This window comes from Citrobacter sp. TBCS-15 (assembly GCF_005280815.1).
Lineage (GTDB): Bacteria > Pseudomonadota > Gammaproteobacteria > Enterobacterales > Enterobacteriaceae > Citrobacter > Citrobacter werkmanii.
The window spans coordinates 275012-300225 of sequence record NZ_SZWK01000018.1; the positions used below are offsets into that span (position 1 = coordinate 275012).

The following is a 25214-nucleotide window of genomic DNA, read 5'->3' on the forward strand; positions in this document are numbered from 1 at the left end:
CACGGAATCCGCCGTGCCCGGTAACTTTTCCTGTCTTTTAAATCCCTTGCGGAATGTTCTTAAAACCTCTCGTTTTTCTGTTGTTTGCCTGTTTTTTAGTCAATCCGGACTGCGATCACGAAATCCTGAACTATATTTAACAATGTGATGACATAAATATCGGCGTTAAATGCTTTTTAGGCTGCCTGTTGCAGCTTCTATTGCTGATATTTATTCCACTTACAAGATTAGTTGCTGGTTAACGCCGTTTACGGCAGACCATCGCTTTTAGCAAAACATACAGGAATACATCGATGACAATGACAGGACTTAAGATTTCTAAAACGCTGCTGGCCGTGATGCTGACCTCCGCTGTTGCAACGGGTTCTGCTTTTGCAGAAAACGCCACGACGGATAAAGCGCAATCTGGTGTCGAAAGTGCGGGGCAGAAAGTCGATAGCTCTATGAACAAAGTCGGTAATTTCATGGATGACAGCACTATCACAGCAAAAGTAAAAGCTGCGCTGGTGGATCACGAAAGCATCAAGAGCACCGATATTTCCGTGAAAACAGACCAGAAAGTGGTGACGTTAAGCGGGTTTGTTGAAAGCCAGGCGCAGGCTGAAGAAGCCGTGAAAGTGGCCAAAGGCGTTGAGGGCGTAACCTCAGTGAGCGACAAACTGCACGTACGCGACAGCAAAAGCACCTCAGTAAAAGGCTATGCGGGCGACACGGCAACCACCAGTGAAGTGAAAGCAAAACTGCTGGCTGATGACATTGTCCCTTCCCGTAAAGTGAAAGTAGAGACGACTGATGGAGTGGTTCAACTTTCCGGCACCGTTGACTCAAAAGCACAAAGCGATCGTGCTGAGAGCATCGCCAAAGCGGTTGATGGCGTGAAAAGCGTCAAAAACGACCTTAAAACTCAGTAATTCGACTTAATTCGTCCTCCTGACGTTTGTCGGGAGGCGTGTTGTGCACCACACTAAAAATATCGCCGATGAGCAGCCTGAGCGCTCATAACAAGCGGTGACATTAACTATGGTAAAGGAGAAGCGCATGTTTCGATGGGGCATCATATTTCTGGTTATCGCGTTAATTGCCGCCGCACTGGGTTTTGGTGGACTGGCAGGTACCGCTGCAGGCGCAGCGAAAATTGTTTTCGTGGTGGGGATCATTCTGTTTCTGGTCAGCCTGTTTACCGGTCGTAAACGACCCTAGTAAGTAAACCGTAAAGATAACTTGCTACCAAGCCAGTCCAGTGGACTGGCTTTTACGGTTTTAGCGTCAGGCAATTTGCGTTACTTTGTTGTTCTATTACAAAAACAACAGGAAGGCAGAGGTGGGGCAGAGAATACCCGTCACGCTCGGTAATATTGCGCCGTTATCGTTACGTCCGTTCCAACCAGGCAGTATGGCGCTGGTGTGTGAGGGCGGGGGACAAAGAGGCATTTTCACCGCTGGCGTACTGGATGAATTCATGCGTGCGCAGTTTAATCCCTTTGACCTTTACTACGGGACGTCCGCCGGTGCGCAAAACCTTTCAGCCTATCTGTGTAACCAGCCTGGTTATGGCCGTAAAGTCATTATGCGTTACACCACCCGTCGTGAGTTTTTTGACCCGGTACGCTTTGTGCGCGGGGGAAACTTAATCGATCTCGACTGGCTGGTGGATTCGACCGCATCCCAGATGCCGCTGGCGATGGATAACGCCGAGCGTTTGTTTGCCGCAGGGAAAGCGTTTTATATGTGCGCCTGTCGGGGTGATGATTATACGCCAGGTTATTTTTCGCCGAACCGACAAAACTGGCTCGATCTCATTCGCGCCTCCAGCGCTATTCCGGGATTCTACCGCACAGGTGTTGCGCTGGATGGTGTGAACTATCTGGACGGGGGAGTAAGCGATGCCATACCCGTGCAGGAGGCGGCGAAGCACGGCGCAAAAACGCTGGTGGTGATCCGCACTGTGCCTTCGCAAATGTACTACACCCCGCAGTGGTTTAAACGTATGGAGCGCTGGCTGGGTGAAAGCAGTCTGCAACCGTTGCTGAATTTGGTCCAGCACCATGAAACCAGCTATCGCGCGATCCAGAGCTTTATTGAAAAGCCGCCGGGTAAGCTGCGAATCTTTGAGATCTATCCGCCAAAACCGCTCCATAGCATGGCGCTGGGCAGCCGTATTCCGGCGCTGCGAGAAGACTATAAGACCGGGCGTTTGTGCGGTCGTTACTTCCTGGCCACCGTCGGCAAGTTGTTGGCGAAAAACGCGCCATTGCCTCGTCAGACGCCGAAGATTGTCGTGCCGGGACCGGTGGTGGTTCCTCCCGCACCGGTGGCCAACGATGCCCACGCGCCGGTGGTGACCAATGCGCCTCAGGCTAACGATACAACGTTTGATAACGAGGATCTGGCGTGAGTTTTCGCTTCATTGATACACATTGTCACTTTGATTTCCCGCCGTTTACTGACGATGAGCCCGCCAGCATTCAACGTGCTGCGGCGGTCGGTGTGAATTGCATCATTGTTCCGGCGACGCAGGCGGCAAACTTTTCCCGCGTACTGGCGTTAGCGGAAAAGTATCCGCCGTTGTTTGCTGCTTTGGGTCTGCATCCCATTGTTATTGAACAACACGGCGATGAAAGTCTGGACCAACTGCAGCAGGCGCTGGATACGCGCCCGCAAAAGCTGGTAGCCGTGGGCGAGATTGGACTGGATCTTTACCGGGACGATCCGCAATTTGATAAACAAGAACGGGTGCTGGAAGCGCAGCTTAAACTGGCGAAGCGTTACGAACTGCCGGTGATCCTGCATTCGCGACGGACTCATGACAAATTGGCGATGCTTCTGAAACGTCATGCTCTGCCACGAACCGGCGTGGTGCATGGTTTTTCCGGGAGTTTGCAGCAGGCGCAACGCTTTGTGCAACTGGGGTACAAAATTGGCGTTGGCGGCACTATTACCTATCCACGCGCCAGTAAAACCCGTGAGGTGATGGCGCAACTGCCGCTGGAATCACTCCTGCTGGAAACCGACGCGCCGGACATGCCGCTCAATGGCTTTCAGGGGCAGCCCAACCGCCCCGAGCAGGCGGTCAGAGTATTTGGGACATTATGCGAACTGCGTTCGGAGCCTGCGGACGTGATAGCAGATGCGCTGTATCGCAATACGACCGCGTTGTTTAATGTGTGATTGTTGAGTGTCGGATAAGACGCATCCGGCAATCACAGATACAGCGCCGGGAAGATCAGGTTATCCACCCCATGCTCACGCAATCCTGTCGCCAACTGCTCCACATCCTCTGGCGTTGCGCTCGGCCAGTCTTTTGCTTCGCCATACACCCCATGCGCATGAAAGGCGTTCAGCCGCACCGGTACGTCGCCTGACTGCTTAATGAACGCTGCCAGCGCATCAATATGTTGCAAATAATCCACATGGTCGGGGATCACTAACAGGCGTAGCTCAGCAAGCTTTCCCTGCCTTGACAGAAAGGTAATGCTTTGTTTAATCAGCGTATTATCTCTCCCGGTAAGCTGGCGATGGTACGTGCTATCCCACGCTTTTAAATCGAGCATTACGCCGTCGCACACCGGCAATAGTTTTTGCCAGCCGGTTTCGCTCAGCATGCCGTTACTGTCGACCATGCAGGTCAGATGTTGCAGCAGAGGATCGCTTTTGAGCGCGGTAAACAGCGCCACAATAAACGGTAACTGGGTAGTTGCTTCGCCACCGCTGACCGTAATTCCCTCAATAAACAGGGCTGCCTTGCGAATATGCTGCAGCACCTGATCAACACTCATGGTTTGCGCCATCGGCGTCGCCTGCTGCGGGCACAGGTGCAGGCAGGTGTCGCACTGCTGACACACATCGGACTGCCACCATACTTTCCCTGCACTCAGGCTTAGCGCTTCATGCGGGCAATGCAGCACACATTCTCCGCAGTCGTTGCAGCGCCCCATCGTCCATGGATTGTGGCAGTTCTTACAGCGCAGATTACACCCTTGCAGGAACAGAGCCAGGCGGCTGCCCGGCCCGTCGACGCAGGAGAAAGGGATCAGTTTACTGACTGAAGCGCATCTGCTGTTCATGGCTTATCACACGAGGTTGTCGTTCCAGAATACGCGTATTGCGTGCGGCCTCTTCACCAAGCCAGGTGGTGTTAGTGCGAGATCCTTCGGCACGATATTTTTCCAGATCCGACAGGCGCACCATATAGCCCGTGACGCGGACCAGATCGTTGCCGCTCACGTTGGCGGTGAATTCACGCATTCCGGCTTTAAACGCGCCGAGGCACAGTTGCACCAGCGCCTGTGGATTACGCTTGATGGTTTCATCCAGCGTCAGGATATCGCTGATCCCCGCGTGATAATATGCGTGATGCGGCGCGACGGTTTGCAGATGGGTGATCGGGTCAGGTTCATCACCATAAGGCAGACGCGCGCCGGGCGTGGTGCCGATGTCAGAACTGATCCCCGACTGCGCATGCAGCATTGCGCGCTGCTTCCAGCCATACTTCACCGGTGTGCGTTCGACAAACTCCGCCAGTTGGGCGCTAATGCGGTATCCGAGCTGATTGGCGAACGCCTCTTTCCCATAGCGGGCGCTTTGTCCTGCCTTTTCACATAGCAGGTTTACCGCTTCCGCCAGACCATACATCCCGAACATCGGCACAAAACGTTCGGGATCAATCAACCCTTCCTGCACGAGGAAGCTATTCTCAAAGAAATGTGATTTCTCATAGAGGAATTCACATCGTGAATCAATGATGGCGATTTGCTGCTGGCAGTAGTGCGGTAGGGTGCGCGTAAAGAAGTCATCGACAGAGGTGCTGCGCTCTGCGATGGCTTTCAGATTAAGCCTGACCAGCGTGCTACCGCCTCCGGAGAGCGGTAAAGAGTTGTAACAACTCACGACGCCATACTGACCTTTTGTGAAAATTTTATCATTTTCGGTGCCGTTGGATATATGTGGCTTACTGCACTCGCAGATATTTTGCGCCACGTTGAGCAGCAGATCGTCAGGGGTGATTTGCGGATCATAAATAAATGTCAGATTCGGTGAAACCTGCTTTAACTCTGCATCTGCGCGTAAAATTGCACGAGTAACTGGTGTATCGGCGGGGCCGATATTGGCATGCATAAACGCGTCTGGCAGGGTTCTGTCGAGATAACGCCAGAAACGTTTTATTCGAATATCGATCTCATTTTGTGTTAGAATTCTAACATATGGTTGCAACAGGGCGTCGAGCTGACCGAGGTAGACCGGCATTGAGGTCACTGATGGAACGTGGTGGTACAGGATGGTGAGCAAGGATAACGCATCATCAAGGTCGCTGGCTCCTTCAAGCTCCAGCCATGAGGAGCCGTTGGCCAGAAAACGCGCATAGTCGGGTAAGACATAGCGCGGTTTGAATGGGGCATGACCTTCGTACATATCGCAGATCACCCCGTCATCCAGCGCCTGGCGGGCTTCAGCGGGCAGTTGCGGATAAGGCAGCGCGTTTTCAGCCTCCAGCGCCAGAAAGTGGCGTTTCTGCTCAGGACTGAGCGTCGGGCTGGTCACGATTTGTTGGCACCGCTGTTGCAGCGCGAATTCGCTTGAAGTGGGCATCGTTGGTTCCTTTATGTGCCGAAGGTATCGCGCCATTGTAGAAAGCAACAGCGCCCCAACCTTTGATCCGGATGCGCCTGATGCCACCCCATCGTGTCTGGAAAGGTGAATTATTTGAAGTAGATCTCATTAGAGTAATGCAAATCTGTATGTGGTTTTCATTAACTGTGATGTATATCGAAGTGTAATGGCGAGCGGATGTTAGAATACTAACAAACTCGCAAGGTGAAATTTTATACGGCGAAGCCGTTGGAGAATGTTATGACCGATTTAACAGCAAGCAGCCTGCGTGCCCTGAAACTGATGGACCTGACCACCCTGAATGACGACGACACCAATGAAAAAGTGATCGCGCTGTGTCATCAGGCGAAGACCCCGGTTGGCAACACGGCAGCAATTTGCATCTATCCACGTTTCATTCCTGTTGCACGTAAGACTCTGAAAGAGCAGGGCACGCCGGACATCCGTATTGCCACCGTCACCAACTTCCCGCACGGCAATGACGACATCGAGATCGCGCTGGCTGAAACCCGCGCGGCGATTGCCTACGGTGCTGACGAAGTTGACGTGGTGTTCCCGTATCGTGCGCTGATCGCGGGTAACGAGCAGGTTGGTTTTGACCTGGTTAAAGCCTGTAAAGACGCCTGTGCAGCGGCAAACGTGCTGCTGAAAGTGATCATCGAAACTGGGGAGCTGAAAGAAGAAGCCCTGATTCGCAAAGCGTCTGAAATTTCTATCAAAGCGGGTGCTGATTTCATCAAAACGTCTACCGGTAAAGTACCGGTCAATGCGACGCCAGAAAGCGCACGCATCATGATGGAAGTGATCCGTGATATGGGCGTTTCTAAAACCGTTGGATTCAAACCCGCTGGCGGCGTACGTACTGCAGAAGATGCACAGCAGTTCCTGGCGATTGCTGACGAACTGTTTGGCGCCGACTGGGCGGATTCCCGTCATTACCGCTTTGGCGCATCCAGCCTGCTGGCGAGCCTGCTCAAAGCGCTGGGTCACGGCGACGGTAAGAGCGCAAGCAGCTACTAAGTTTGAATTGCCCATCGTAGGCCGGATAAGGCGCTAGCCGCCATCTGGCATCAATACGACTTGCCGGGGAGCGCACTGCTTACCCGGCCCATAATCGGGAGGTTAACGTGTTTCTCGCACAAGAAATTATTCGTAAAAAACGTGATGGTCATGCGCTGAGCGATGAAGAAATTCGTTTCTTTATCAATGGGATTCGTGACAACACCATCTCTGAAGGGCAAATCGCCGCCCTGGCGATGACCATTTTCTTCCACGATATGACAATGCCCGAGCGTGTGTCGCTAACCATGGCAATGCGTGATTCAGGAACCGTGCTGGACTGGAAAAGCCTGCAACTGAACGGCCCGATTGTGGATAAACACTCTACCGGCGGCGTGGGTGACGTAACGTCACTGATGTTAGGCCCGATGGTTGCTGCCTGCGGCGGCTATATTCCGATGATTTCCGGGCGCGGCCTGGGTCATACCGGCGGTACGCTCGATAAACTGGAAGCGATTCCTGGGTTTGACATCTTCCCGGACGACGCACGTTTCCGTGAAATTATTAAAGACGTGGGTGTGGCGATTATTGGGCAAACCAGCTCGCTCGCACCGGCGGATAAACGTTTTTATGCCACCCGCGATATTACCGCGACGGTGGATTCCATCCCGCTGATTACCGGCTCTATCCTGGCGAAAAAGCTGGCGGAAGGGCTGGATGCGCTGGTGATGGATGTGAAAGTAGGCAGCGGCGCGTTTATGCCGACCTATGAACTTTCTGAAGCCCTTGCCGAAGCGATTGTCGGCGTGGCGAACGGGGCGGGTGTCCGTACCACCGCACTGTTAACCGATATGAACCAGGTGCTGGCTTCCAGCGCAGGTAACGCGGTAGAAGTCCGCGAGGCCGTCCAGTTCCTGACCGGTGAATACCGTAATCCACGTCTGTTAGACGTCACCATGGCGCTGTGCGTGGAAATGCTGATCTCCGGCAATCTGGCGAAAGATGACGCCGAAGCCCGCGCGAAATTGCAGGCGGTGCTGGACAACGGTAAAGCGGCGGAAATTTTTGGCCGTATGGTTGCGGCGCAAAAAGGCCCGACCGACTTCGTCGAAAACTATGCGAAGTATCTGCCGACGGCGATGCTCAGTAAAGCCGTCTATGCTGATACCGAAGGTTTCGTCAGCTCGATGGATACCCGTGCGCTGGGTATGGCAGTCGTTTCTATGGGCGGCGGACGCCGTCAGGCATCGGATACCATTGATTACAGCGTCGGCTTTAGTGACATGGCCCGTTTGGGCGACAGCGTAGACGGACAGCGTCCGCTGGCAGTGATCCACGCGCAAGATGAAGCCAGCTGGCAGGAAGCGGCGAAAGCGGTCAAAGCGGCAATCAGCCTTGACGATAAAGCGCCAGAAATTACACCGACAGTCTATCGTCGTATAACCGAATAACTGTATACTGATCTGATCGCTTTTTTGCGGCGCAGATGTATGGAGAACAAGATGAAACGTGCATTTATTATGGTGCTGGACTCCTTTGGTATTGGTGCGACTGAAGATGCGGATCGCTTTGGCGACGTAGGCTCAGACACTATGGGACACATTGCAGAAGCCTGTGCGAAAGGTGAAGCTGATAATGGTCGCAAAGGCCCACTGAATCTGCCTAACCTGACCCGTCTGGGCCTGGTGAAAGCTCACGAAGGTTCTACCGGTAAAATTGCTGCTGGTATGGACGGTAACGCGGAAGTCATTGGCGCCTACGCATGGGCGCATGAACTCTCTTCTGGGAAAGACACGCCGTCTGGCCACTGGGAAATCGCCGGTGTTCCGGTTCTGTTTGACTGGGGTTATTTCTCCGATCATGAAAACAGCTTCCCGCAGGAGCTACTGGATAAACTGGTTAAGCGTGCCAACCTGCCGGGTTACCTCGGTAACTGCCACTCTTCCGGTACTGTGATTCTGGATCAACTGGGCGAAGAACATATGAAAACCGGGAAGCCGATTTTCTATACCTCCGCTGACTCCGTGTTCCAGATTGCCTGTCATGAAGAGACCTTTGGCCTGGATAAACTCTACGAGCTGTGCGAAATCGCCCGTGAAGAGCTGACCGAAGGCGGTTACAACATCGGTCGTGTTATCGCGCGTCCGTTTATCGGTGATAAAGCCGGTAACTTCCAGCGTACCGGTAACCGTCACGACCTGGCCGTTGAGCCGCCAGCGCCGACCGTGCTGCAGAAACTGGTTGACGAGAAAAAAGGTCATGTTGTCTCTGTCGGTAAGATCGCGGACATTTACGCCAACTGCGGTATCACTAAAAAAGTGAAAGCGACCGGTCTGGATGCGCTGTTCGACGCCACCATCAAAGAGATGAAAGAAGCGGGTGACGAGACCATTGTCTTCACTAACTTTGTGGACTTCGACTCTTCCTGGGGCCACCGCCGCGACATCGCGGGCTATGCCGCAGGTCTGGAACTGTTTGACCGCCGTCTGCCGGAGCTGATGGAGCTGGTGGGTGAAGATGATATTCTGATCCTCACCGCCGACCACGGCTGCGACCCGAGCTGGACCGGTACCGACCATACCCGTGAGCACATTCCGGTGCTGATCTACGGTCCGAAAGTGAAACCTGGCTCTTTAGGTCATCGTGAAACCTTCGCGGATATCGGCCAGACGCTGGCGAGCTACTTTGGCACATCGCCGATGGACTACGGTAAAAACATGCTGTAATACCCGTTGTCTTTCGCGTTGTAGATGCGTTGACTTCATTCGTTCACCCCGGTCACATAGTTTATCTATGCTCCCGGGGATTCACGAATTCGTCGCCTTCCTACAACGCGAAATCCTTAGGGTATTTCACTGTTTTTGCACACGTTTTGTAGGCCTGATAAGGCGTAGCCGCCATCAGGCGATAACAACGAGATAAGGATAAAAAAATGGCAACTCCACATATTAATGCAGAAATGGGTGATTTCGCTGACGTCGTATTGATGCCGGGCGACCCGCTGCGTGCAAAACATATTGCTGAAACTTTCCTCGAAGATGTTCGTGAAGTGAACAACGTTCGCGGCATGTTAGGTTTCACCGGTACTTACAAAGGCCGTAAGATCTCCGTGATGGGCCACGGTATGGGTATCCCATCCTGCTCCATCTACACCAAAGAGCTGATCACCGATTTCGGCGTGAAGAAAATCATTCGCGTTGGCTCCTGCGGCGCTGTGCGTATGGACGTCAAACTGCGCGACGTGGTGATCGGTATGGGCGCCTGCACCGACTCTAAAGTGAACCGTATCCGCTTTAAAGATCATGACTTTGCGGCTATCGCTGACTTTGACATGGTACGTAACGCAGTTGATGCGGCAAAAGCGCTGGGCGTTGACGCGCGCGTAGGCAACCTGTTCTCCGCTGACCTGTTCTACTCTCCGGACGGCGAAATGTTCGACGTGATGGAAAAATACGGCGTACTGGGCGTGGAAATGGAAGCGGCGGGCATCTATGGCGTTGCTGCTGAGTTTGGTGCGAAAGCGCTGACTATCTGCACCGTGTCCGACCATATCCGTACCCACGAGCAGACCACTGCCGCTGAGCGTCAGACGACCTTCAACGACATGATCAAAATCGCGCTGGAATCCGTTCTGCTGGGCGATAAAGAGTAAGACTGTGTTATGCCCGGTGGCGCCGCGCTTACCGGGCCTCGCGATCGTAGGCCGGATAAGGCGTAGCCGCCATCCGGCTTTTTTTTATTAACGTACGGCGAGTGCAATCCATGCCGACAGTTCCCGCAGTTCTTTTTCCTGCTCCGGGAAATCAACCAGCAGCGCCTCGCACTCCTGTTGTAGCATATCCGCGCGGTACAAACACCCTTGTAGTCGCCCCGCCAGCGCTTCCAGCGGCGCGGGATTGAGGCTGTCGGTAAAGACCTGTGCACGGGTGATATGACCTTTTTCGACGTCGAAATGTAGCTCGACGCCGCCCCAGGTGAAACGCTCGTCCAGCAAATGTGAGAATGCCGGCGCCTGGCCGAAATTCCACTCCCAACTGCTCTGGCGCGCAAAGGTTTCGGCAAAATTCGGCAGATCCGGCGTTTTATCCGGGGATATTACTTCTGCTTCGACGCGCTCGCCGTAATGGGCGAAAAAGGCGTCCGTGACCGCCTGGCAGACCTGTTCATGGGTGATGCCCGGTAATAGCTCGGTAAGATTGGCCACGCGAGAGCGAACGGAGGTAATCCCTTTCGCCGCGAGTTTCTTTTTATCCGGATTCAGATAGTTCGCCAGGCGACTGAGGTCAGCATTCAGCAGCAGCGTACCGTGATGGAAGCCGCGATCTTTGGTTTCGCGATAGGCTGAACCAGAGACTTTGCGATCGCCGTCCGGCGTTTTCACCACCAGATCGTTGCGTCCCGAAGCATCGGCCATAACGCCCAATGAATTCAATGCGTTGAGTACGATAGAGGTAGAGATAGTTTTGTCGTATTCCGGTTTGCCGGCCATAAAGGTAAAGCAGGTATTGCCTAAATCATGAAACACCGCGCCGCCGCCGCTGCTGCGACGAGCGAGCCGCACGTTATCCTCTTCCATACGGCGGGTATTGCACTCTTTCCATGGGTTTTGCGCCCGACCAATCACCACCGTATCGGCGTTACGCCATAAGAACAGAACGCGCTGTGTGGCGGGCATCTGGCGAAATATGCACTCTTCAACCGCCAGGTTAAACCACGGATCGTAAGAGTCTGAGATAAGCAGACGCAGGGTAGTCATAGCGATTTCCTTTTCTTAATCATCTTTATCTTCTTCCTGCACCGGTTTGTTGGCGGTAAGCAGGAACGGCGATTGTTGCCAGCGGGTGCGTTTACCTTGCAGTAAGGTCCGGGTCAGCACCACGCCAATCGCCAGTGACAGGAGCAGCATAAGGCGTAGAATGTTGGTGGTGTTATCCACCTGTTTGGCCTCGGTGGCGAGCGTGTGGGTATCCAGCGTCAGGCGCAGATAGCCCAGTGGACCATTTTTGCCTTGAATGGGTTCGACAATCTGCTGGTTGAAATATCCCCCGGCTTTTTTACCGTCCAGCGCTAGTCGGTCACGAACGTTAACGCTCTCACCGGTACGGGTAATCAGGTCACCCTGTTCATCGTACACGCCCGCATCCAGAATACGGCTACTTTCCGTCAACTGCGTGAGCACTGCTTTAATGCGTTTTTCATCCGGTGTTTCGGTATGCATCAGCGGTGCGACGTTTAATGCGACCTGACGTGCCAACGTACGGGCCAGCTCTTCCAGTTGCGGATTACGTTGTTGCTGGTGGCTTTGACTAAACCAGGATGCGCCCTGCATCAGGGCGACGAGTAGTGCCAGGCAGGACAATACAATCACTGCACGATGTAGTCGGAATTTCAGTTTTGTGCGAGCCATATTCCACCTGCTGAAAATTTGAGACTTAATGTTGCCAGAAGCGCTGGTTACAGGGTAGCCTCATGCGTTATTTTCCCCTGGATGATTCCGACCCGAACGATTTTACAGGAGCTTTAATGCCTAACATTACCTGGTGCGATCTACCTGAAGATGTCTCTCTGTGGCCAGGTCTGCCCCTCTCTTTAAGTGGCGATGAAGTCATGCCGCTGGATTACCACGCGGGCCGTAGTGGCTGGCTGCTGTATGGTCGCGGGCTGGATAAACAACGTCTCACGCAATACCAGAGCAAACTGGGCGCGGCGATGGTGATCGTGGCCGCCTGGTGCGTTGAGGATTATCAGGTGATTCGCCTGGCAGGTTCGTTAACGCCGCGTGCGGCAAAACTGGCGCATGATGCCAAACTGGATGTTGCGCCACTCGGCAAGATTCCACATCTGCGTACGCCGGGTTTGCTGGTGATGGATATGGATTCAACGGCGATCCAGATCGAGTGCATTGATGAAATCGCGAAGCTGGCCGGCACCGGTGAGATGGTTGCCGAAGTTACCGAACGTGCGATGCGCGGTGAGCTGGACTTTACCGCCAGCCTGCGCAGCCGTGTGGCAACGCTGAAAGGTGCGGATGCCAATATTCTGCATCAGGTACGCGAAAATTTACCGCTGATGCCTGGCCTGACTCAACTGGTGTTGAAGCTGGAAACGCTGGGTTGGAAAGTGGCCATCGCCTCCGGTGGGTTTACCTTCTTTGCGGATTATCTGCGTAATAAGTTACGTCTGACGGCGGCTGTAGCAAACGAGCTGGAGATCATGGACGGGAAATTTACCGGCAACGTGATTGGCGACATCGTCGATGCGCAGTACAAAGCCAATACGCTGACCCGTCTGGCGCAAGAGTATGAGATCCCGATGGCGCAGACGGTGGCGATCGGCGACGGCGCGAACGATCTGCCGATGATCAAAACCGCGGGGTTGGGCATTGCGTATCATGCCAAACCCAAAGTGAATGAAAAGACAGAGATTACTATCCGTCACGCCGATCTAATGGGGGTGTTCTGCATTCTCTCCGGCAGCATGAACCAGAAATAGTTTTGATGCCTGATAAGCGTCAGCGTCATCCGGCAACAGCGTTAACGAAAGAGGTAAAACGTGGCAAAAGCTCCAAAACGCGCCTTTGTTTGTAATGAATGCGGGGCCGATTACCCGCGCTGGCAGGGGCAATGCAGCGCCTGCCAGGCCTGGAACACCATTACCGAGGTGCGCCTTGCCGCGTCGCCGACGGTGGCGCGTAACGAGCGGCTCAGCGGCTATGCCGGGAATGCGGGTGTCGCAAAAGTGCAGAAGCTGTCTGACATCAGTCTTGAAGAATTGCCGCGTTTTTCCACCGGATTTAAAGAGTTTGACCGTGTGCTGGGCGGCGGTGTGGTGCCCGGCAGCGCTATTCTGATTGGCGGTAACCCCGGCGCGGGCAAATCGACCCTGTTGCTGCAAACTCTGTGCAGGCTGGCGGAGCAGATGAAAACGCTGTACGTCACTGGCGAAGAGTCGCTACAGCAGGTGGCGATGCGCGCGCATCGGCTTGGCCTGCCGATGGCGAATCTGAACATGCTGTCGGAAACCAGCATCGAACAAATTTGCCTGATTGCCGAAGAAGAACAGCCGAAACTGATGGTGATCGACTCCATTCAGGTGATGCACATGGCGGATATTCAGTCTTCGCCGGGCAGCGTGGCGCAGGTGCGCGAAACTGCCGCTTACCTGACGCGCTTTGCCAAAACGCGTGGCGTGGCGATTGTGATGGTAGGTCATGTGACTAAAGACGGATCGCTGGCGGGGCCAAAAGTGCTGGAGCACTGTATCGACTGCTCGGTGCTGCTCGACGGTGACGCTGATTCCCGCTTTCGTACCCTGCGTAGCCATAAAAACCGCTTTGGCGCGGTGAATGAGCTTGGGGTCTTTGCCATGACCGAGCAGGGCCTGCGTGAAGTCAGCAACCCTTCCGCTATCTTCTTAAGCCGTGGCGATGAAGTTACTTCCGGTAGTTCGGTGATGGTGGTCTGGGAAGGTACGCGTCCGCTGCTGGTAGAGATTCAGGCGCTGGTCGATCACTCAATGATGGCGAACCCGCGTCGCGTGGCGGTCGGTCTGGAACAGAACCGTCTGGCGATTCTGCTGGCGGTGCTGCATCGTCACGGCGGCTTACAGATGGCGGATCAGGACGTGTTCGTCAACGTGGTCGGCGGTGTCAAAGTTACGGAAACCAGCGCCGATCTGGCGCTGCTGCTGGCAATGGTCTCCAGCCTGCGTGACAGACCGCTGCCGCAGGATTTAGTGGTCTTTGGCGAAGTGGGACTGGCAGGCGAGATTCGCCCGGTGCCGAGTGGCCAGGAGCGTATTTCTGAAGCGGCGAAGCATGGTTTCCGTCGGGCGATTGTACCTGCCGCCAACGTCCCGAAAAAAGTGCCGGAAGGGATGCAGGTTTTCGGCGTTAAAAAGCTTGCAGATGCGTTAAGCGTGTTTGACGACTTATAATCCTCTGTATGCAGTGATGTTGTATAATTTGCCGGATGGCGACGCAATGCGTCTTATCCGGCCTACGGATTGATGTTGTAGGCCTGATAAGCGAAGCGCCATCAGGCAGTGTTACGCGATTTTTCCAGCAGGAGGCTCTTGTGTCATCGTTCGACTATCTCAAAACCGCCATAAAGCAAAAGGGCTGTACCCTGCAACAGGTGGCGGATGCCAGTGGCATGACCAAGGGATATTTAAGCCAACTGCTGAATGCCAAAATCAAAAGCCCCAGCGCGCAAAAGCTGGAGGCGTTGCACCGTTTTCTCGGGCTGGAGTTTCCGCGCCAGCAGAAAAATATCGGTGTGGTATTCGGTAAATTTTATCCGCTGCACACCGGCCACATCTATCTGATCCAGCGCGCCTGTAGTCAGGTCGATGAGCTGCATATCATCATGGGGTATGACGATACGCGCGATCGCAGCCTGTTTGAAGACAGCGCCATGTCGCAACAGCCGACGGTGCCCGATCGTTTACGTTGGCTGCTGCAAACATTTAAATATCAGAAAAATATCCGAATTCATGCCTTCAACGAAGAGGGTATGGAGCCGTATCCGCACGGTTGGGACGTGTGGAGCAACGGTATCAAAACGTTTATGCAGGAGAAGGGGATCCAGCCAAACTGGATCTACACCTCTGAAGAGTCAGATGCGCCGCAGTATCTGAAACATCTGGGGATCGAAACGGTGCTGGTGGATCCGAAACGAACGTTTATGAACATCAGTGGCGGGCAAATTCGCGAAAACCCGTTTCGCTATTGGGAGTATATTCCCACCGAAGTGAAACCGTTTTTCGTGCGCACCGTGGCGATCCTTGGCGGGGAGTCGAGCGGAAAATCCACGCTGGTGAACAAGCTCGCCAATATCTTTAACACCACCAGTGCGTGGGAATACGGGCGTGATTACGTCTTCTCCCATTTGGGCGGCGACGAGATGGCGTTGCAATATTCCGACTACGATAAGATTGCCCTCGGACAAGCGCAATACATTGATTTTGCTGTCAAGTATGCCAATAAAGTGGCGTTTATCGATACCGATTTCGTGACCACTCAGGCATTCTGTAAAAAGTACGAAGGGCGCGAACACCCGTTTGTGCAGGCGCTGATTGATGAGTACCGTTTTGACCTGGTGATCCTGCTGGAAAACAACACTCCATGGGTGGCGGATGGTTTGCGTAGCCTTGGCAGCTCGGTTGACCGAAAAGCGTTTCAGTCGCTGTTGGTCGAGATGCTGCAGGAAAACAATATCAATTTCGTGCACGTTCAGGAGCCTGACTACGATGGCCGATTCCTGCGCTGCGTGGAGTTGGTGAAAGAATTGATGGGTGAGCAGGGTTAGGTTTTAATGCCGGATGGCGCCGCGCTTATCCGGCCTACAAGTCGTACTAACCTCGTAGACCGGATACGGCACTTAACGGTAATTACTTAGAAATACGCTTGTACTTGATACGCTTCGGCTCCAGAGCATCGGCGCCCAGTGTGCGTTTCTTGTACTCTTCGTATTCGGTAAAGTTACCTTCGAAGAACTCCACTTTACCTTCATCCTGGTAGTCCAGAATATGGGTCGCGATGCGGTCGAGGAACCAACGGTCGTGCGAGATAACCATCGCGCAGCCCGGGAATTCCAGCAGGGCGTTTTCCAGCGCGCGCAGGGTTTCGATATCCAGGTCGTTGGTCGGTTCATCGAGCAGCAGCATGTTGCCGCCAACCTGCAGCAGCTTGGCCAGGTGCAGACGACCGCGCTCACCGCCGGACAGTTCGCCCACGCGTTTCCCCTGATCCACGCCTTTGAAGTTAAAACGGCCTACGTAAGCACGGCTTGGCATTTCGGTGTTGCCGATCTTCATGATATCCAGCCCGCCGGAAACTTCTTCCCACACGGTTTTGCTGTTATCCATTGCGTCACGGAACTGGTCAACAGAGGCCAGCTTCACGGTTTCGCCCAGCGTGATGGTGCCGCTGTCGGGCTGTTCCTGACCGGACATCATACGGAACAGGGTTGATTTACCCGCGCCGTTCGGACCGATGATGCCGACGATAGCGCCTTTCGGTACAGAGAAGCTCAGATCGTCGATCAGCACGCGATCGCCGTAGGATTTACGCAGATTGCTGACCTCAACGACTTTATCGCCCAGACGAGGTCCAGGTGGAATAAACAGTTCGTTGGTTTCGTTACGCTTCTGGTATTCGGTGTTATTCAGCTCTTCAAAGCGTGCCAGACGGGCTTTGCCCTTAGACTGACGGCCTTTCGCGCCCTGACGCACCCACTCCAGCTCTTTCTCGATAGATTTACGACGAGCGGCTTCCTGAGAAGCTTCCTGCGCCAGACGCTGATCTTTCTGCTCCAGCCAGGAGGAGTAGTTGCCTTCCCATGGAATACCTTCGCCGCGGTCCAGCTCCAGAATCCAACCCGCAACATTGTCGAGGAAGTAACGGTCGTGGGTAATCGCCACGACGGTCCCTTCGAAGTCGTGCAGGAAGCGTTCCAGCCAGGCGACGGATTCGGCGTCCAGGTGGTTGGTTGGTTCGTCGAGCAGCAGCATGTCTGGTTTTTCCAGCAGCAGGCGGCACAGCGCGACGCGGCGGCGTTCACCACCGGAAAGGTTCCCGATTTTGGCATCCCAGTCCGGCAGACGCAGGGCGTCAGCGGCACGCTCGAGCTGCACGTTCAGGTTATGGCCGTCGTGCGCCTGAATAATCTCTTCAAACTTGCCCTGCTGCGCGGCCAGTTTATCGAAGTCGGCGTCCGGTTCTGCGTACTTGGCATACACTTCATCCAGGCCTTTCAGGGCGTTAACCACTTCGGCCACCGCTTCTTCAACAGACTCACGGACGGTGTGTTCCGGGTTCAGTTTTGGTTCCTGCGGCAGGTAACCGATTTTAATGCCAGGCTGCGGGCGAGCTTCGCCTTCGATTTCGGTATCAATGCCGGCCATGATGCGCAGCAGGGTAGATTTACCCGCGCCGTTCAGACCGAGTACACCGATTTTGGCGCCAGGGAAGAAGCTCAGTGAGATGTTTTTAAGAATATGACGTTTCGGCGGAACGACTTTGCCGACACGATGCATGGTATAAACGAATTGAGCCACGTGGACTTCGCCTCTTTTATAGTGATGAATAGAGTTATCAAAAGCGAAGTGTAGCCTTTTTCATTGCCCAATCCCAGCCAGCAGATCTCACTCGCAACAAAAGTAAAAAAGTGTCCGTGACGTGGCGCATTCTGCAATGTCTGGTTAGCATGAATGAATTAAGCGGCATGATGCTGCACAGACGTAACATGACAAGAGGAAGAGCTTGTGGACAAAGCCAAACAATTTACCTGGCGCCTGCTGGCGGCCAGCGTATGTCTGCTGACGGTCAGTCAAGTGGCGCGAGCCGATTCCCTGGATGAGCAGCGCAATCGCTATGCGCAAATTAAGCAGGCCTGGGACAACCGACAGATGGATGTCGTAGAGCAGATGATGCCCGGCCTGAAGAACTATCCTCTGTATCCCTATCTGGAATATCGTCAGATTACTGACGATCTGATGAATCAGCCGACCATTACCGTCACCAATTTTGTGCGCGCCAACCCGACGCTGCCCCCGGCGCGTACTCTGCAATCGCGTTTTGTGAATGAACTGGCGCGACGGGAAGACTGGCGTGGACTGCTGGCATTCAGCCCGGAAAAACCGGGTACCACGGAAGCGCAATGTAACTATTACTTCGCGAAATGGAGTACCGGACAAACCGAAGAGGCCTGGCAGGGCGCGAAAGATCTGTGGCTGACCGGGAAAAGTCAGCCGAACGCCTGTGACAAATTATTCGGCGTGTGGCGCGCTTCAGGCACTCAGGATCCGCTGGCTTATCTGGAGCGTATTCGTCTGGCGATGAAAGCGGGTAATACCGGGCTGGTTACGGCATTGGCCGGGCAAATGCCTGGGGAGTACCAGACAATTGCGTCGGCGATCATCGCGCTGGCTAACGATCCAAACACCGTAATGACCTTTGCGCGCACCACTGGCGCAACGGATTTCACCCGGCAGATGGCGGCGGTGGCTTTTGCCAGCGTGGCGCGTCAGGATGTCGAAAACGCCCGCCTGATGATCCCCTCTTTGATGCAGGCGCAGCAGCTAAATGACGAGCAGACTCAGGAGCTGCGCGACATCGTCGCCTGGCGTCTGATGGGCAATGACGTTACCGACGAGCAGGCGAAATGGCGTGATGATGCGATTATGCGCTCAAATTCCACCTCGCTTGTGGAGCGTCGCGTGCGGATGGCGCTGGGAACTGGCGATCGTCGCGGCCTGAATACCTGGCTGGCGCGTCTGCCGATGGACGCTAAAGAAAAAGATGAGTGGCGCTACTGGCAAGCGGATCTGCTGCTGGAGCGCGGACGCGAGGCGGAAGCGAAAGAGATTCTGCATCAACTCATGCAGCAGCGCGGTTTCTACCCGATGGTGGCGGCGCAACGCCTCGGCGAAGAGTACGAGCTGAAGGTGGATAAAGCCCCAGCGAACGTTGACTCTGCGCTGACTCAGGGACCGGAAATGGCGCGCGTACGCGAGCTGATGTACTGGAATCTGGATAATACCGCGCGCAGTGAATGGGCAAATCTGGTCACCAGCCGCACCAAGTCCGAGCAGGCGCAGCTGGCGCGCTACGCGTTTAACAATCATTGGTGGGATCTGAGCGTACAGGCCACGATCGCCGGTAAACTGTGGGATCATCTGGAAGAGCGCTTCCCGCTGGCCTATAAAGATCTGTTTACCCGCTATACCAGTGGGAAAGATATTCCGCCAAGCTATGCGATGGCGATCGCGCGTCAGGAAAGCGCCTGGAATCCGAAAGTGAAATCGCCGGTTGGCGCCAGTGGGCTGATGCAGATTATGCCAGGCACCGCAACGCACACGGTGAAAATGTTCTCGATTCCGGGTTACAGCAGTCCGAGTCAACTGCTGGATCCTGATACCAACATCAACATTGGCACCAGCTATTTGCAGTATGTTTATCAGCAATTTGGCAATAACCGCATCTTTGCATCGGCGGCCTATAATGCCGGACCGGGGCGCGTGCGCACCTGGCTGGGTAATAGCGCAGGTCGTATTGATGCCGTGGCGTTTGTCGAAAGCATTCCGTTCTCAGAGACGCGAGGTTATGTGAAGAACGTGCTGGCTTACGATGCGTACTATCGTTATTTCCTTGGCGATAAACCGGAGCTGATGAGCGACGCAGAATGGCAACGTCGTTACTGATCGTATCGGTTGTGTTATGCTATCGTACTCGTTAAAGAGTACAAAAGGGGGAGGCAAGCACGCTTCCCCCACAACGATGGCGATATCTTATGACTCAGCAATCACCCTATTCAGCAGAGATGGCAGAACAGCGTCACCAGGAGTGGTTACGTTTTGTCGACTTACTTAAACACGCCTATGAACAAGATTTACATCTGCCGCTGCTCAATTTGATGCTGACGCCAGATGAGCGCGAAGCGTTGGGCACGCGCGTGCGTATCATTGAAGAGCTGTTGCGCGGCGAGATGAGCCAGCGCGAGCTGAAAAATGAGCTTGGGGCGGGTATCGCCACCATTACGCGCGGTTCGAACAGCCTGAAATCCGCGCCGGTGGATCTGCGCCAGTGGCTGGAGCAGGTACTGCTGAAAAGCGTCTGATTTGCTCGTAGGCCTGATAAGCACAGCGCCATCAGGCCTACAACATAGCGCAAATAATTATCGATACACCGCGTTATGAAACGGGCTTAACGCCAGAATCACCGCCTGATGGTAAACGCTTGAGCGCGTCAGCTTACCCGCGGTAAACACGCCAATCGCGCCCTCTTTACGACCAATCTCATCAATACCTGTGTACTGCGACATCACCGGGCCAAGCGCTTCCCCCTGGCGGACTCTGTCGAGAATGACGGCGGGCAGCGGCAGCGTGGCCGATCGCGCTTCACCGCGCTGAACGCCATTATCAATTACCACCCAACTGAAGGTGGCGTCATCGTCAATTCCGGCTTCAATGGCTACCCAGAAATCAGCTTGTGGATGCAGGCGTCGCGCATTATCCACGCGATTTCGTGCGCCAGTGCGCGTTTCCTGGCTTCCAAAAGGCTGTTCCGGTACGCCGCTCTCGACGGCGACGGGTTCGATATGGCAGGATCCTTCCCCGAAAATCTCTTCAAATGCCCGGAGAATTGCCTGAATTTTGGCAGGATTGGTGGTAGCAGAGATAACCTTGTGCATAATAAAGCTCAGTTTGAAAATTCATCGCATCGCAGTATAACGGAAAAAAAAGCATGTTACAGGTATACCTTGTTCGCCATGGTGAAACGCAGTGGAACGCCGAGCGACGTATTCAAGGCCAGTCAGACAGCCCACTGACCGCTAAAGGTGAGCAGCAGGCCATGCAGGTTGGTGAACGCGCCCGCTCGTTGGGTATTACGCATGTCATCAGTAGTGATTTAGGTCGTACACGACGCACAGCAGAAATCATCGCTCAGGCTTGTGGTTGTGATATCACTTATGACTCCCGGCTACGAGAACTGAATATGGGCGTGCTGGAAAAACGCCATATCGACACGCTGACGCCAGAAGAAGAGGGCTGGCGTCGCCAGTTGGTGAACGGTACGGTTGATGGGCGTATTCCGGAAGGGGAATCGATGCAGGAGCTGAGCGATCGCGTCAACGCGGCGCTAGCAGCCTGCCTGGACCTTCCGCAGGGGAGCCGCCCACTGTTGGTGAGCCACGGTATCGCGCTGGGCTGCCTGGTGAGTACGATTCTGGGATTGCCGGCATGGGCTGAACGTCGCTTGCGTCTGCGCAATTGCTCAATTTCCCGCGTTGATTACCAGGAAAGTTTATGGCTTGCGCCGGGATGGGTGGTTGAAACGGCAGGGGACATCTCACATCTGGACGCCCCTGCGTTGGATGAGCTGCAGCGTTAGCGGCGAATCGGTATCAGGAATTCGCAGCGCAGGTTGATCGGGCGATCTCCCGCTTTGGCATCTTCTGCCGGGTAGTATCGCTCGATATCCTGTCCTTTACGGCGGGTCAGGTTTAGCATCGGCATGCAGGTGCCATACACCGTCAGGATAAACTCCTGTACGCCGGTTCCCAGCCCTTCATAGGTAAACATCACGTACTCGCCGCCCTGTAGCAGGATAGGCTGCGCCGCCGGTACATAGCCATTGGCTTGTTCCGGCGTCAGTGCCGTGGTGTAAAACACTTCCTGTTCGTCATCCTTTTCAATGCTCGGACGCGTTTCATTCAGCCCGTACAGCACCGGCGGGATTGAAGGCGCATGGCCAAGGAAATCGCGCCAGAACTGAATACGCATTTCATGACGGAAATCTGAAATCTGTTCCAGCGAGCAGGAATAACTTTGCGTGGTGCCAAGCAGTTGCGTATCTTCCAGCGTCACAAACTCGTGCGCAGGCATGGCAAATTCACCGAGTCGCATTGGCGGGCGAATACCAAAAGCGCTCCATTCCGGCGAGCGGCGATACAGCGCAGGCGTCTGAGAAAACTGTTTCTTGAACGCGCGGGTAAAGGTTTGTTGAGAGTCGAAGCGGTATTGCAGGGCAATATCCAAAATAGGGCGCGCAGTCAGGCGAAGCGCCACTGCGGATTTCGATAAACGACGGGCGCGGATATAGGCGCCAATAGCATGGCCCGTCACGTCCTTAAACATTCTCTGCAGGTGCCACTTGGAATAGCCTGCTTTTGCCGCCACATTGTCAAGCGACAAAGGCTGATCCAGATGACCTTCCAGCCAGATTAATAGGTCGCGAATAATGCCAGCCTGATCCATAAAATATCCTCATCCTTTCAACAACGAGTACCTGACGTCAGGTATGAGGATAATAGCATTTTTTGTTGTTTTAGCATTCAGTGTTTTTTTTGCTCATAAATGCTTTTTTTGGACATTCGAAAGCGTGATTATTGTAATCCTGTGATCTGTATACGTTTTATCTTAGAATGTCGAATAATTACTCAGAGTAACTTTTAAGAATGGTAACAATATGAAATATAAGAGCTTAGCCATTTCCTCAATTTTGCTGATGTTGGCGCAGGTCGCCCATGCGGAGCAGATTGGATCTGTTGATACGGTGTTCAAAATGTTTGGGCCGGATCATAAAATTGTGGTCGAAGCGTTTGACGATCCGGATGTAACCAATGTGACCTGCTACGTGAGTCGTGCCAAGACCGGCGGCATCAAAGGTGGGTTGGGGCTGGCTGAGGATACCTCTGATGCCGCCATCTCCTGCCAGCAGGTAGGACCGGTGGAACTGAGCGACAGAATCAAGAACGGTAAAGCGCAAGGCGAAGTGGTGTTTAAAAAACGGACCTCGCTGGTGTTTAAATCCTTACAGGTCGTACGTTTTTATGACGCAAAACGTAATGCGCTGGCCTATCTGGCCTATTCAGATAAAGTGGTTGATGGATCGCCCAAAAATGCCATCAGCGCTGTGCCAATCATGCCGTGGCGGCAATAACAAGGAAGCAAAATGCAACAGCCGTTGATCTGGTTGGTTGAGGATGAGCAGGGAATCGCCGATACGCTTATCTATATGCTGCAGCAGGAAGGTTTTAGCGTAGAAGCGTTCGAGCGCGGGCTACCGGTGCTGGAAAATGCGCGCCAGAGATGCCCCGATGCGATAATTCTGGACGTCGGCCTACCGGATATCAGCGGTTTTGAACTGTGTCGACGTTTACTTGAACGCCATCCGGCATTGCCGATCCTCTTTCTCACCGCGCGCAGCGATGAAGTGGACCGTCTGCTGGGGCTGGAAATCGGCGCGGATGATTATGTTGCCAAACCCTTCTCGCCGCGTGAGGTGTGCGCCCGCGTACGTACCCTGCTGCGGCGGGTGCAAAAATTCGCCTCTCCTTCCTCAACGACGCGCTGCGGGGATTTTGAGCTTAATGAGCTGGCCGCGCAGATTACCTGGTTCGGTATACCGTTAACTCTGACGCGCTATGAATTCCTGTTGCTGAAAACACTGCTGATGTCGCCGGGGCGCATTTACTCTCGCCAGCAATTAATGGATTTAGTCTGGGCCGATGCGCAGGACACCTTCGACAGAACGGTCGATACCCACATCAAAACGCTGCGCGCCAAGCTGCGCGCCATCAACCCCGAGTTTTCCCCTATTAATACGCATCGCGGTATGGGATACAGCCTGAGGAGCGTCTGATGCGCATTGGTATGCGTTTGCTGCTCGGCTATTTCCTGATTGTCGCCGTTGCCGCCTGGTTTGTGTTGTCGATCTTTGTGCAGGAAATTAAGCCTGGCGTCCGCCGGGCGACGGAAGGCACATTGATTGATACCGCCACGTTGCTGGCTGCGCTGGCGCGTGATGACTTGCTGTCTGACGCTCCCGCCAGCGGTAAGTTGGCGCAGGCATTTTCCCAACTGCATAACCGCCCATTCAGTGCCAATATCAGCGGCATTAACAAAGTGCGTAATGAATACCATGTCTACATGACGGACGCGCAGGGCAAGGTGCTGTTTGATTCCGCTAACCAGGCGGTCGGCCAGGACTACTCCCGTTGGAATGATGTGTGGTTAACGTTGCGTGGGCAGTATGGCGCCCGCAGTACGTTGCAAAATCCGAACGATCCGGAAAGTTCGGTGATGTACGTTGCCGCGCCGATCGTTGACGGCGGGCGTATTATTGGCGTGCTTAGCGTCGGCAAACCCAATGCGGCGATGGCGCCGGTGATTAAACGCAGTGAACGGCGGATGCTTTGGGCCAGCGCGGTATTGCTGGGGATCGCCTTAGTGATTGGCGCCGGAATGGTATGGTGGATCAACCGTTCCATTGCCCGGCTGGCGCGCTATGCCGACTCTGTGACCGAGAACCGCCCCGTCGCACTGCCTGATTTAGGCAGCAGCGAGTTACGTAAACTGGCGCAGGCGCTGGAAAGTATGCGTCTGAAGCTGGAGGGCAAGAATTATATTGAGCAATACGTTTATGCATTAACGCACGAACTCAAAAGCCCGCTGGCGGCCATTCGCGGCGCGGCGGAAATTTTGCGCGAAGGCCCGCCGCCGAACGTGGTTGCGCGTTTTACTGATAATATTCTGACGCAAAATGCGCGCATGCAGGCGCTGGTTGAAACCTTGTTACGCCAGGCGCGACTGGAGAATCGACAGGACATTACGTTGACGCCGGTGGCGGTAGATGCGCTGTTTGCCCAGCTTAAAGAAGCCCGGAGCGTGCAGCTGGCGGCAAAAAACATCACGCTGACCATTATGCCTTCATCGCTTAGCGTTGATGCCGATCCCGCGCTGCTGGAGCAGGCATTGGGGAATTTGCTCGACAACGCTATCGACTTTACGCCACGGGACGGGACGATTGTGCTGAGTGCGCATCAGCACGAAGAGCAGATCATATTGCAGGTTACCGACAGCGGCAGCGGGATCCCTGATTTTGCGTTGCCGCGTATTTTTGAACGCTTCTACTCGCTGCCCCGTGAAAATGGGCTTAAGAGCAGCGGATTGGGACTGGCGTTTGTCAGTGAGGTTGCGCGACTGCATGCAGGCTCGGTGACCTTACGCAATCGACCGGAAGGCGGCGCACAGGCTTCGTTTACGCTTCACCGTCACTTCACATAACTTCAAATTCCCCGCACATAGCTGTTCTACCTTGCTGC

General features: G+C 54.2%; 24 protein-coding genes. 17 read left to right on the forward strand and 7 right to left on the reverse strand.

Going from position 1 to position 25214, the window contains the following annotated elements; all coding sequences use genetic code 11:
• Positions 1 to 293 precede the first annotated feature (293 nt).
• The 4 genes from osmY (at position 294) to FDW96_RS01510 (ending at position 3168) form a co-directional block, all read left to right on the forward strand.
• Positions 294 to 911: a molecular chaperone OsmY gene (osmY, locus tag FDW96_RS01495; RefSeq protein ID WP_038636996.1), complete on the forward strand. Its 618-nt coding sequence runs from the start codon at positions 294 to 296 to the stop codon at positions 909 to 911.
• 127 nt (positions 912 to 1038) lie between these two features.
• A complete protein-coding gene (locus tag FDW96_RS01500) occupies positions 1039 to 1200 on the forward strand; it encodes a DUF1328 domain-containing protein (protein WP_003019081.1) in 162 nt (53 codons plus the stop codon).
• A 121-nt stretch (positions 1201 to 1321) separates the two neighbouring features.
• On the forward strand, positions 1322 to 2395 hold the full coding sequence (locus FDW96_RS01505) for a patatin family protein (protein ID WP_137361768.1): 1074 nt from the start codon (positions 1322 to 1324) through the stop codon (positions 2393 to 2395).
• Positions 2392 to 3168, forward strand: a complete 777-nt coding sequence (locus FDW96_RS01510) for a metal-dependent hydrolase (RefSeq protein WP_061382869.1) — start codon at positions 2392 to 2394, stop codon at positions 3166 to 3168. The genes FDW96_RS01505 and FDW96_RS01510 overlap by 4 nt, the downstream gene beginning before the upstream one ends.
• A 32-nt stretch (positions 3169 to 3200) precedes the next feature.
• Here the strand turns inward: FDW96_RS01510 and FDW96_RS01515 are convergent, their stop codons facing one another.
• Both FDW96_RS01515 and FDW96_RS01520 read right to left on the reverse strand, forming a co-directional pair.
• Positions 3201 to 4064, reverse strand: a complete 864-nt coding sequence (locus FDW96_RS01515; protein WP_137365121.1) for a YjjW family glycine radical enzyme activase — start codon at positions 4062 to 4064, stop codon at positions 3201 to 3203.
• Positions 4036 to 5586: a YjjI family glycine radical enzyme gene (locus tag FDW96_RS01520; RefSeq protein ID WP_137365122.1), complete on the reverse strand. Its 1551-nt coding sequence runs from the start codon at positions 5584 to 5586 to the stop codon at positions 4036 to 4038. Before FDW96_RS01520 ends, FDW96_RS01515 begins: the two co-directional genes overlap by 29 nt.
• A gap of 261 nt (positions 5587 to 5847) precedes the next feature.
• Here FDW96_RS01520 and deoC point away from each other — a divergent pair, with 261 nt between their 5' ends.
• The 4 genes from deoC (at position 5848) to deoD (ending at position 10258) form a co-directional block, all read left to right on the forward strand.
• Positions 5848 to 6627: a deoxyribose-phosphate aldolase gene (gene deoC / locus FDW96_RS01525; RefSeq protein ID WP_042312514.1), complete on the forward strand. Its 780-nt coding sequence runs from the start codon at positions 5848 to 5850 to the stop codon at positions 6625 to 6627.
• Between the two features lie 107 nt (positions 6628 to 6734).
• Positions 6735 to 8057, forward strand: a complete 1323-nt coding sequence (gene deoA / locus FDW96_RS01530; protein ID WP_137365123.1) for a thymidine phosphorylase — start codon at positions 6735 to 6737, stop codon at positions 8055 to 8057.
• Positions 8058 to 8108: 51 nt separating this feature from the next.
• Entirely contained in the window at positions 8109 to 9332 is a 1224-nt protein-coding gene (gene deoB / locus FDW96_RS01535; protein ID WP_042312511.1) for a phosphopentomutase, read from the forward strand.
• A gap of 206 nt (positions 9333 to 9538) precedes the next feature.
• Positions 9539 to 10258 carry a purine-nucleoside phosphorylase gene (gene deoD, locus FDW96_RS01540; RefSeq protein WP_000224864.1) on the forward strand — a complete coding sequence of 240 codons (720 nt, stop codon included), beginning with the start codon at positions 9539 to 9541 and terminating at the stop codon, positions 10256 to 10258.
• A gap of 87 nt (positions 10259 to 10345) precedes the next feature.
• On the opposite strand, the gene lplA is transcribed toward deoD, so the two are convergent.
• Together lplA and FDW96_RS01550 are read right to left on the reverse strand one after the other, a co-directional pair.
• Positions 10346 to 11362 carry a lipoate--protein ligase LplA gene (lplA, locus tag FDW96_RS01545; RefSeq protein ID WP_042312508.1) on the reverse strand — a complete coding sequence of 339 codons (1017 nt, stop codon included), beginning with the start codon at positions 11360 to 11362 and terminating at the stop codon, positions 10346 to 10348.
• Between the two features lie 15 nt (positions 11363 to 11377).
• Positions 11378 to 12013 carry a YtjB family periplasmic protein gene (locus FDW96_RS01550; protein WP_038637011.1) on the reverse strand — a complete coding sequence of 212 codons (636 nt, stop codon included), beginning with the start codon at positions 12011 to 12013 and terminating at the stop codon, positions 11378 to 11380.
• Between the two features lie 116 nt (positions 12014 to 12129).
• On the opposite strand from FDW96_RS01550, the gene serB reads away from it, so the two are divergent.
• The 3 genes from serB (at position 12130) to nadR (ending at position 15914) form a co-directional block, all read left to right on the forward strand.
• Positions 12130 to 13098 (forward strand): phosphoserine phosphatase, encoded by a 969-nt coding sequence (gene serB / locus FDW96_RS01555; protein ID WP_038637014.1) that lies wholly within the window; start codon positions 12130 to 12132, stop codon positions 13096 to 13098.
• Between the two features lie 60 nt (positions 13099 to 13158).
• Complete coding sequence (radA, locus tag FDW96_RS01560) at positions 13159 to 14541, forward strand: DNA repair protein RadA (RefSeq protein ID WP_137365124.1); 1383 nt, start codon at positions 13159 to 13161, stop codon at positions 14539 to 14541.
• A gap of 140 nt (positions 14542 to 14681) precedes the next feature.
• Positions 14682 to 15914 (forward strand): multifunctional transcriptional regulator/nicotinamide-nucleotide adenylyltransferase/ribosylnicotinamide kinase NadR, encoded by a 1233-nt coding sequence (gene nadR, locus FDW96_RS01565; RefSeq protein WP_042312507.1) that lies wholly within the window; start codon positions 14682 to 14684, stop codon positions 15912 to 15914.
• Positions 15915 to 15996: 82 nt separating this feature from the next.
• Here the strand turns inward: nadR and ettA are convergent, their stop codons facing one another.
• Positions 15997 to 17664 (reverse strand): energy-dependent translational throttle protein EttA, encoded by a 1668-nt coding sequence (gene ettA / locus FDW96_RS01570; RefSeq protein ID WP_042312506.1) that lies wholly within the window; start codon positions 17662 to 17664, stop codon positions 15997 to 15999.
• A gap of 207 nt (positions 17665 to 17871) precedes the next feature.
• Between ettA and sltY the strand changes: the two genes are divergently transcribed.
• Together sltY and trpR are read left to right on the forward strand one after the other, a co-directional pair.
• Positions 17872 to 19809: a murein transglycosylase gene (gene sltY, locus FDW96_RS01575; RefSeq protein WP_137365125.1), complete on the forward strand. Its 1938-nt coding sequence runs from the start codon at positions 17872 to 17874 to the stop codon at positions 19807 to 19809.
• Positions 19810 to 19898: 89 nt separating this feature from the next.
• Entirely contained in the window at positions 19899 to 20225 is a 327-nt protein-coding gene (trpR, locus tag FDW96_RS01580) for a trp operon repressor (RefSeq protein WP_032934222.1), read from the forward strand.
• A gap of 57 nt (positions 20226 to 20282) precedes the next feature.
• On the opposite strand, the gene yjjX is transcribed toward trpR, so the two are convergent.
• On the reverse strand, positions 20283 to 20798 hold the full coding sequence (gene yjjX, locus FDW96_RS01585) for an inosine/xanthosine triphosphatase (protein WP_042312503.1): 516 nt from the start codon (positions 20796 to 20798) through the stop codon (positions 20283 to 20285).
• Between the two features lie 53 nt (positions 20799 to 20851).
• Between yjjX and gpmB the strand changes: the two genes are divergently transcribed.
• Positions 20852 to 21499 carry a 2,3-diphosphoglycerate-dependent phosphoglycerate mutase GpmB gene (gpmB, locus tag FDW96_RS01590; protein ID WP_006686609.1) on the forward strand — a complete coding sequence of 216 codons (648 nt, stop codon included), beginning with the start codon at positions 20852 to 20854 and terminating at the stop codon, positions 21497 to 21499.
• Here gpmB and robA read toward each other — a convergent pair.
• Complete coding sequence (gene robA, locus FDW96_RS01595) at positions 21496 to 22365, reverse strand: MDR efflux pump AcrAB transcriptional activator RobA (RefSeq protein WP_061382877.1); 870 nt, start codon at positions 22363 to 22365, stop codon at positions 21496 to 21498. The genes gpmB and robA overlap by 4 nt on opposite strands.
• A gap of 211 nt (positions 22366 to 22576) precedes the next feature.
• Here robA and creA point away from each other — a divergent pair, with 211 nt between their 5' ends.
• The 3 genes from creA to creC are packed head-to-tail and all read left to right on the forward strand — an operon-like array spanning position 22577 to position 25176.
• Positions 22577 to 23050: a protein CreA gene (creA, locus tag FDW96_RS01600; RefSeq protein WP_038637033.1), complete on the forward strand. Its 474-nt coding sequence runs from the start codon at positions 22577 to 22579 to the stop codon at positions 23048 to 23050.
• Positions 23051 to 23062: 12 nt separating this feature from the next.
• Entirely contained in the window at positions 23063 to 23752 is a 690-nt protein-coding gene (creB, locus tag FDW96_RS01605; protein ID WP_042312498.1) for a two-component system response regulator CreB, read from the forward strand.
• Positions 23752 to 25176: a two-component system sensor histidine kinase CreC gene (gene creC, locus FDW96_RS01610; protein ID WP_079225545.1), complete on the forward strand. Its 1425-nt coding sequence runs from the start codon at positions 23752 to 23754 to the stop codon at positions 25174 to 25176. The genes creB and creC overlap by 1 nt, the downstream gene beginning before the upstream one ends.
• The last annotated feature ends 38 nt before the right edge of the window (positions 25177 to 25214 follow it).

Bases quoted from the DNA above. Each gene is read 5' to 3' on its own strand.
- osmY (WP_038636996.1), top strand. From the start codon at position 294: ATGACAATGACAGGACTTAAGATTTCTAAAACGCTGCTGGCCGTGATG.
- FDW96_RS01500 (WP_003019081.1), top strand. From the start codon at position 1,039: ATGTTTCGATGGGGCATCATATTTCTGGTTATCGCGTTAATTGCCGCC.
- FDW96_RS01515 (WP_137365121.1), bottom strand. From the start codon at position 4,064: ATGAACAGCAGATGCGCTTCAGTCAGTAAACTGATCCCTTTCTCCTGC.
- FDW96_RS01520 (WP_137365122.1), bottom strand. From the start codon at position 5,586: ATGCCCACTTCAAGCGAATTCGCGCTGCAACAGCGGTGCCAACAAATC.
- deoC (WP_042312514.1), top strand. From the start codon at position 5,848: ATGACCGATTTAACAGCAAGCAGCCTGCGTGCCCTGAAACTGATGGAC.
- deoB (WP_042312511.1), top strand. From the start codon at position 8,109: ATGAAACGTGCATTTATTATGGTGCTGGACTCCTTTGGTATTGGTGCG.
- deoD (WP_000224864.1), top strand. From the start codon at position 9,539: ATGGCAACTCCACATATTAATGCAGAAATGGGTGATTTCGCTGACGTC.
- lplA (WP_042312508.1), bottom strand. From the start codon at position 11,362: ATGACTACCCTGCGTCTGCTTATCTCAGACTCTTACGATCCGTGGTTT.
- FDW96_RS01550 (WP_038637011.1), bottom strand. From the start codon at position 12,013: ATGGCTCGCACAAAACTGAAATTCCGACTACATCGTGCAGTGATTGTA.
- serB (WP_038637014.1), top strand. From the start codon at position 12,130: ATGCCTAACATTACCTGGTGCGATCTACCTGAAGATGTCTCTCTGTGG.
- trpR (WP_032934222.1), top strand. From the start codon at position 19,899: ATGACTCAGCAATCACCCTATTCAGCAGAGATGGCAGAACAGCGTCAC.
- yjjX (WP_042312503.1), bottom strand. From the start codon at position 20,798: ATGCACAAGGTTATCTCTGCTACCACCAATCCTGCCAAAATTCAGGCA.
- gpmB (WP_006686609.1), top strand. From the start codon at position 20,852: ATGTTACAGGTATACCTTGTTCGCCATGGTGAAACGCAGTGGAACGCC.
- robA (WP_061382877.1), bottom strand. From the start codon at position 22,365: ATGGATCAGGCTGGCATTATTCGCGACCTATTAATCTGGCTGGAAGGT.
- creA (WP_038637033.1), top strand. From the start codon at position 22,577: ATGAAATATAAGAGCTTAGCCATTTCCTCAATTTTGCTGATGTTGGCG.
- creB (WP_042312498.1), top strand. From the start codon at position 23,063: ATGCAACAGCCGTTGATCTGGTTGGTTGAGGATGAGCAGGGAATCGCC.
- creC (WP_079225545.1), top strand. From the start codon at position 23,752: ATGCGCATTGGTATGCGTTTGCTGCTCGGCTATTTCCTGATTGTCGCC.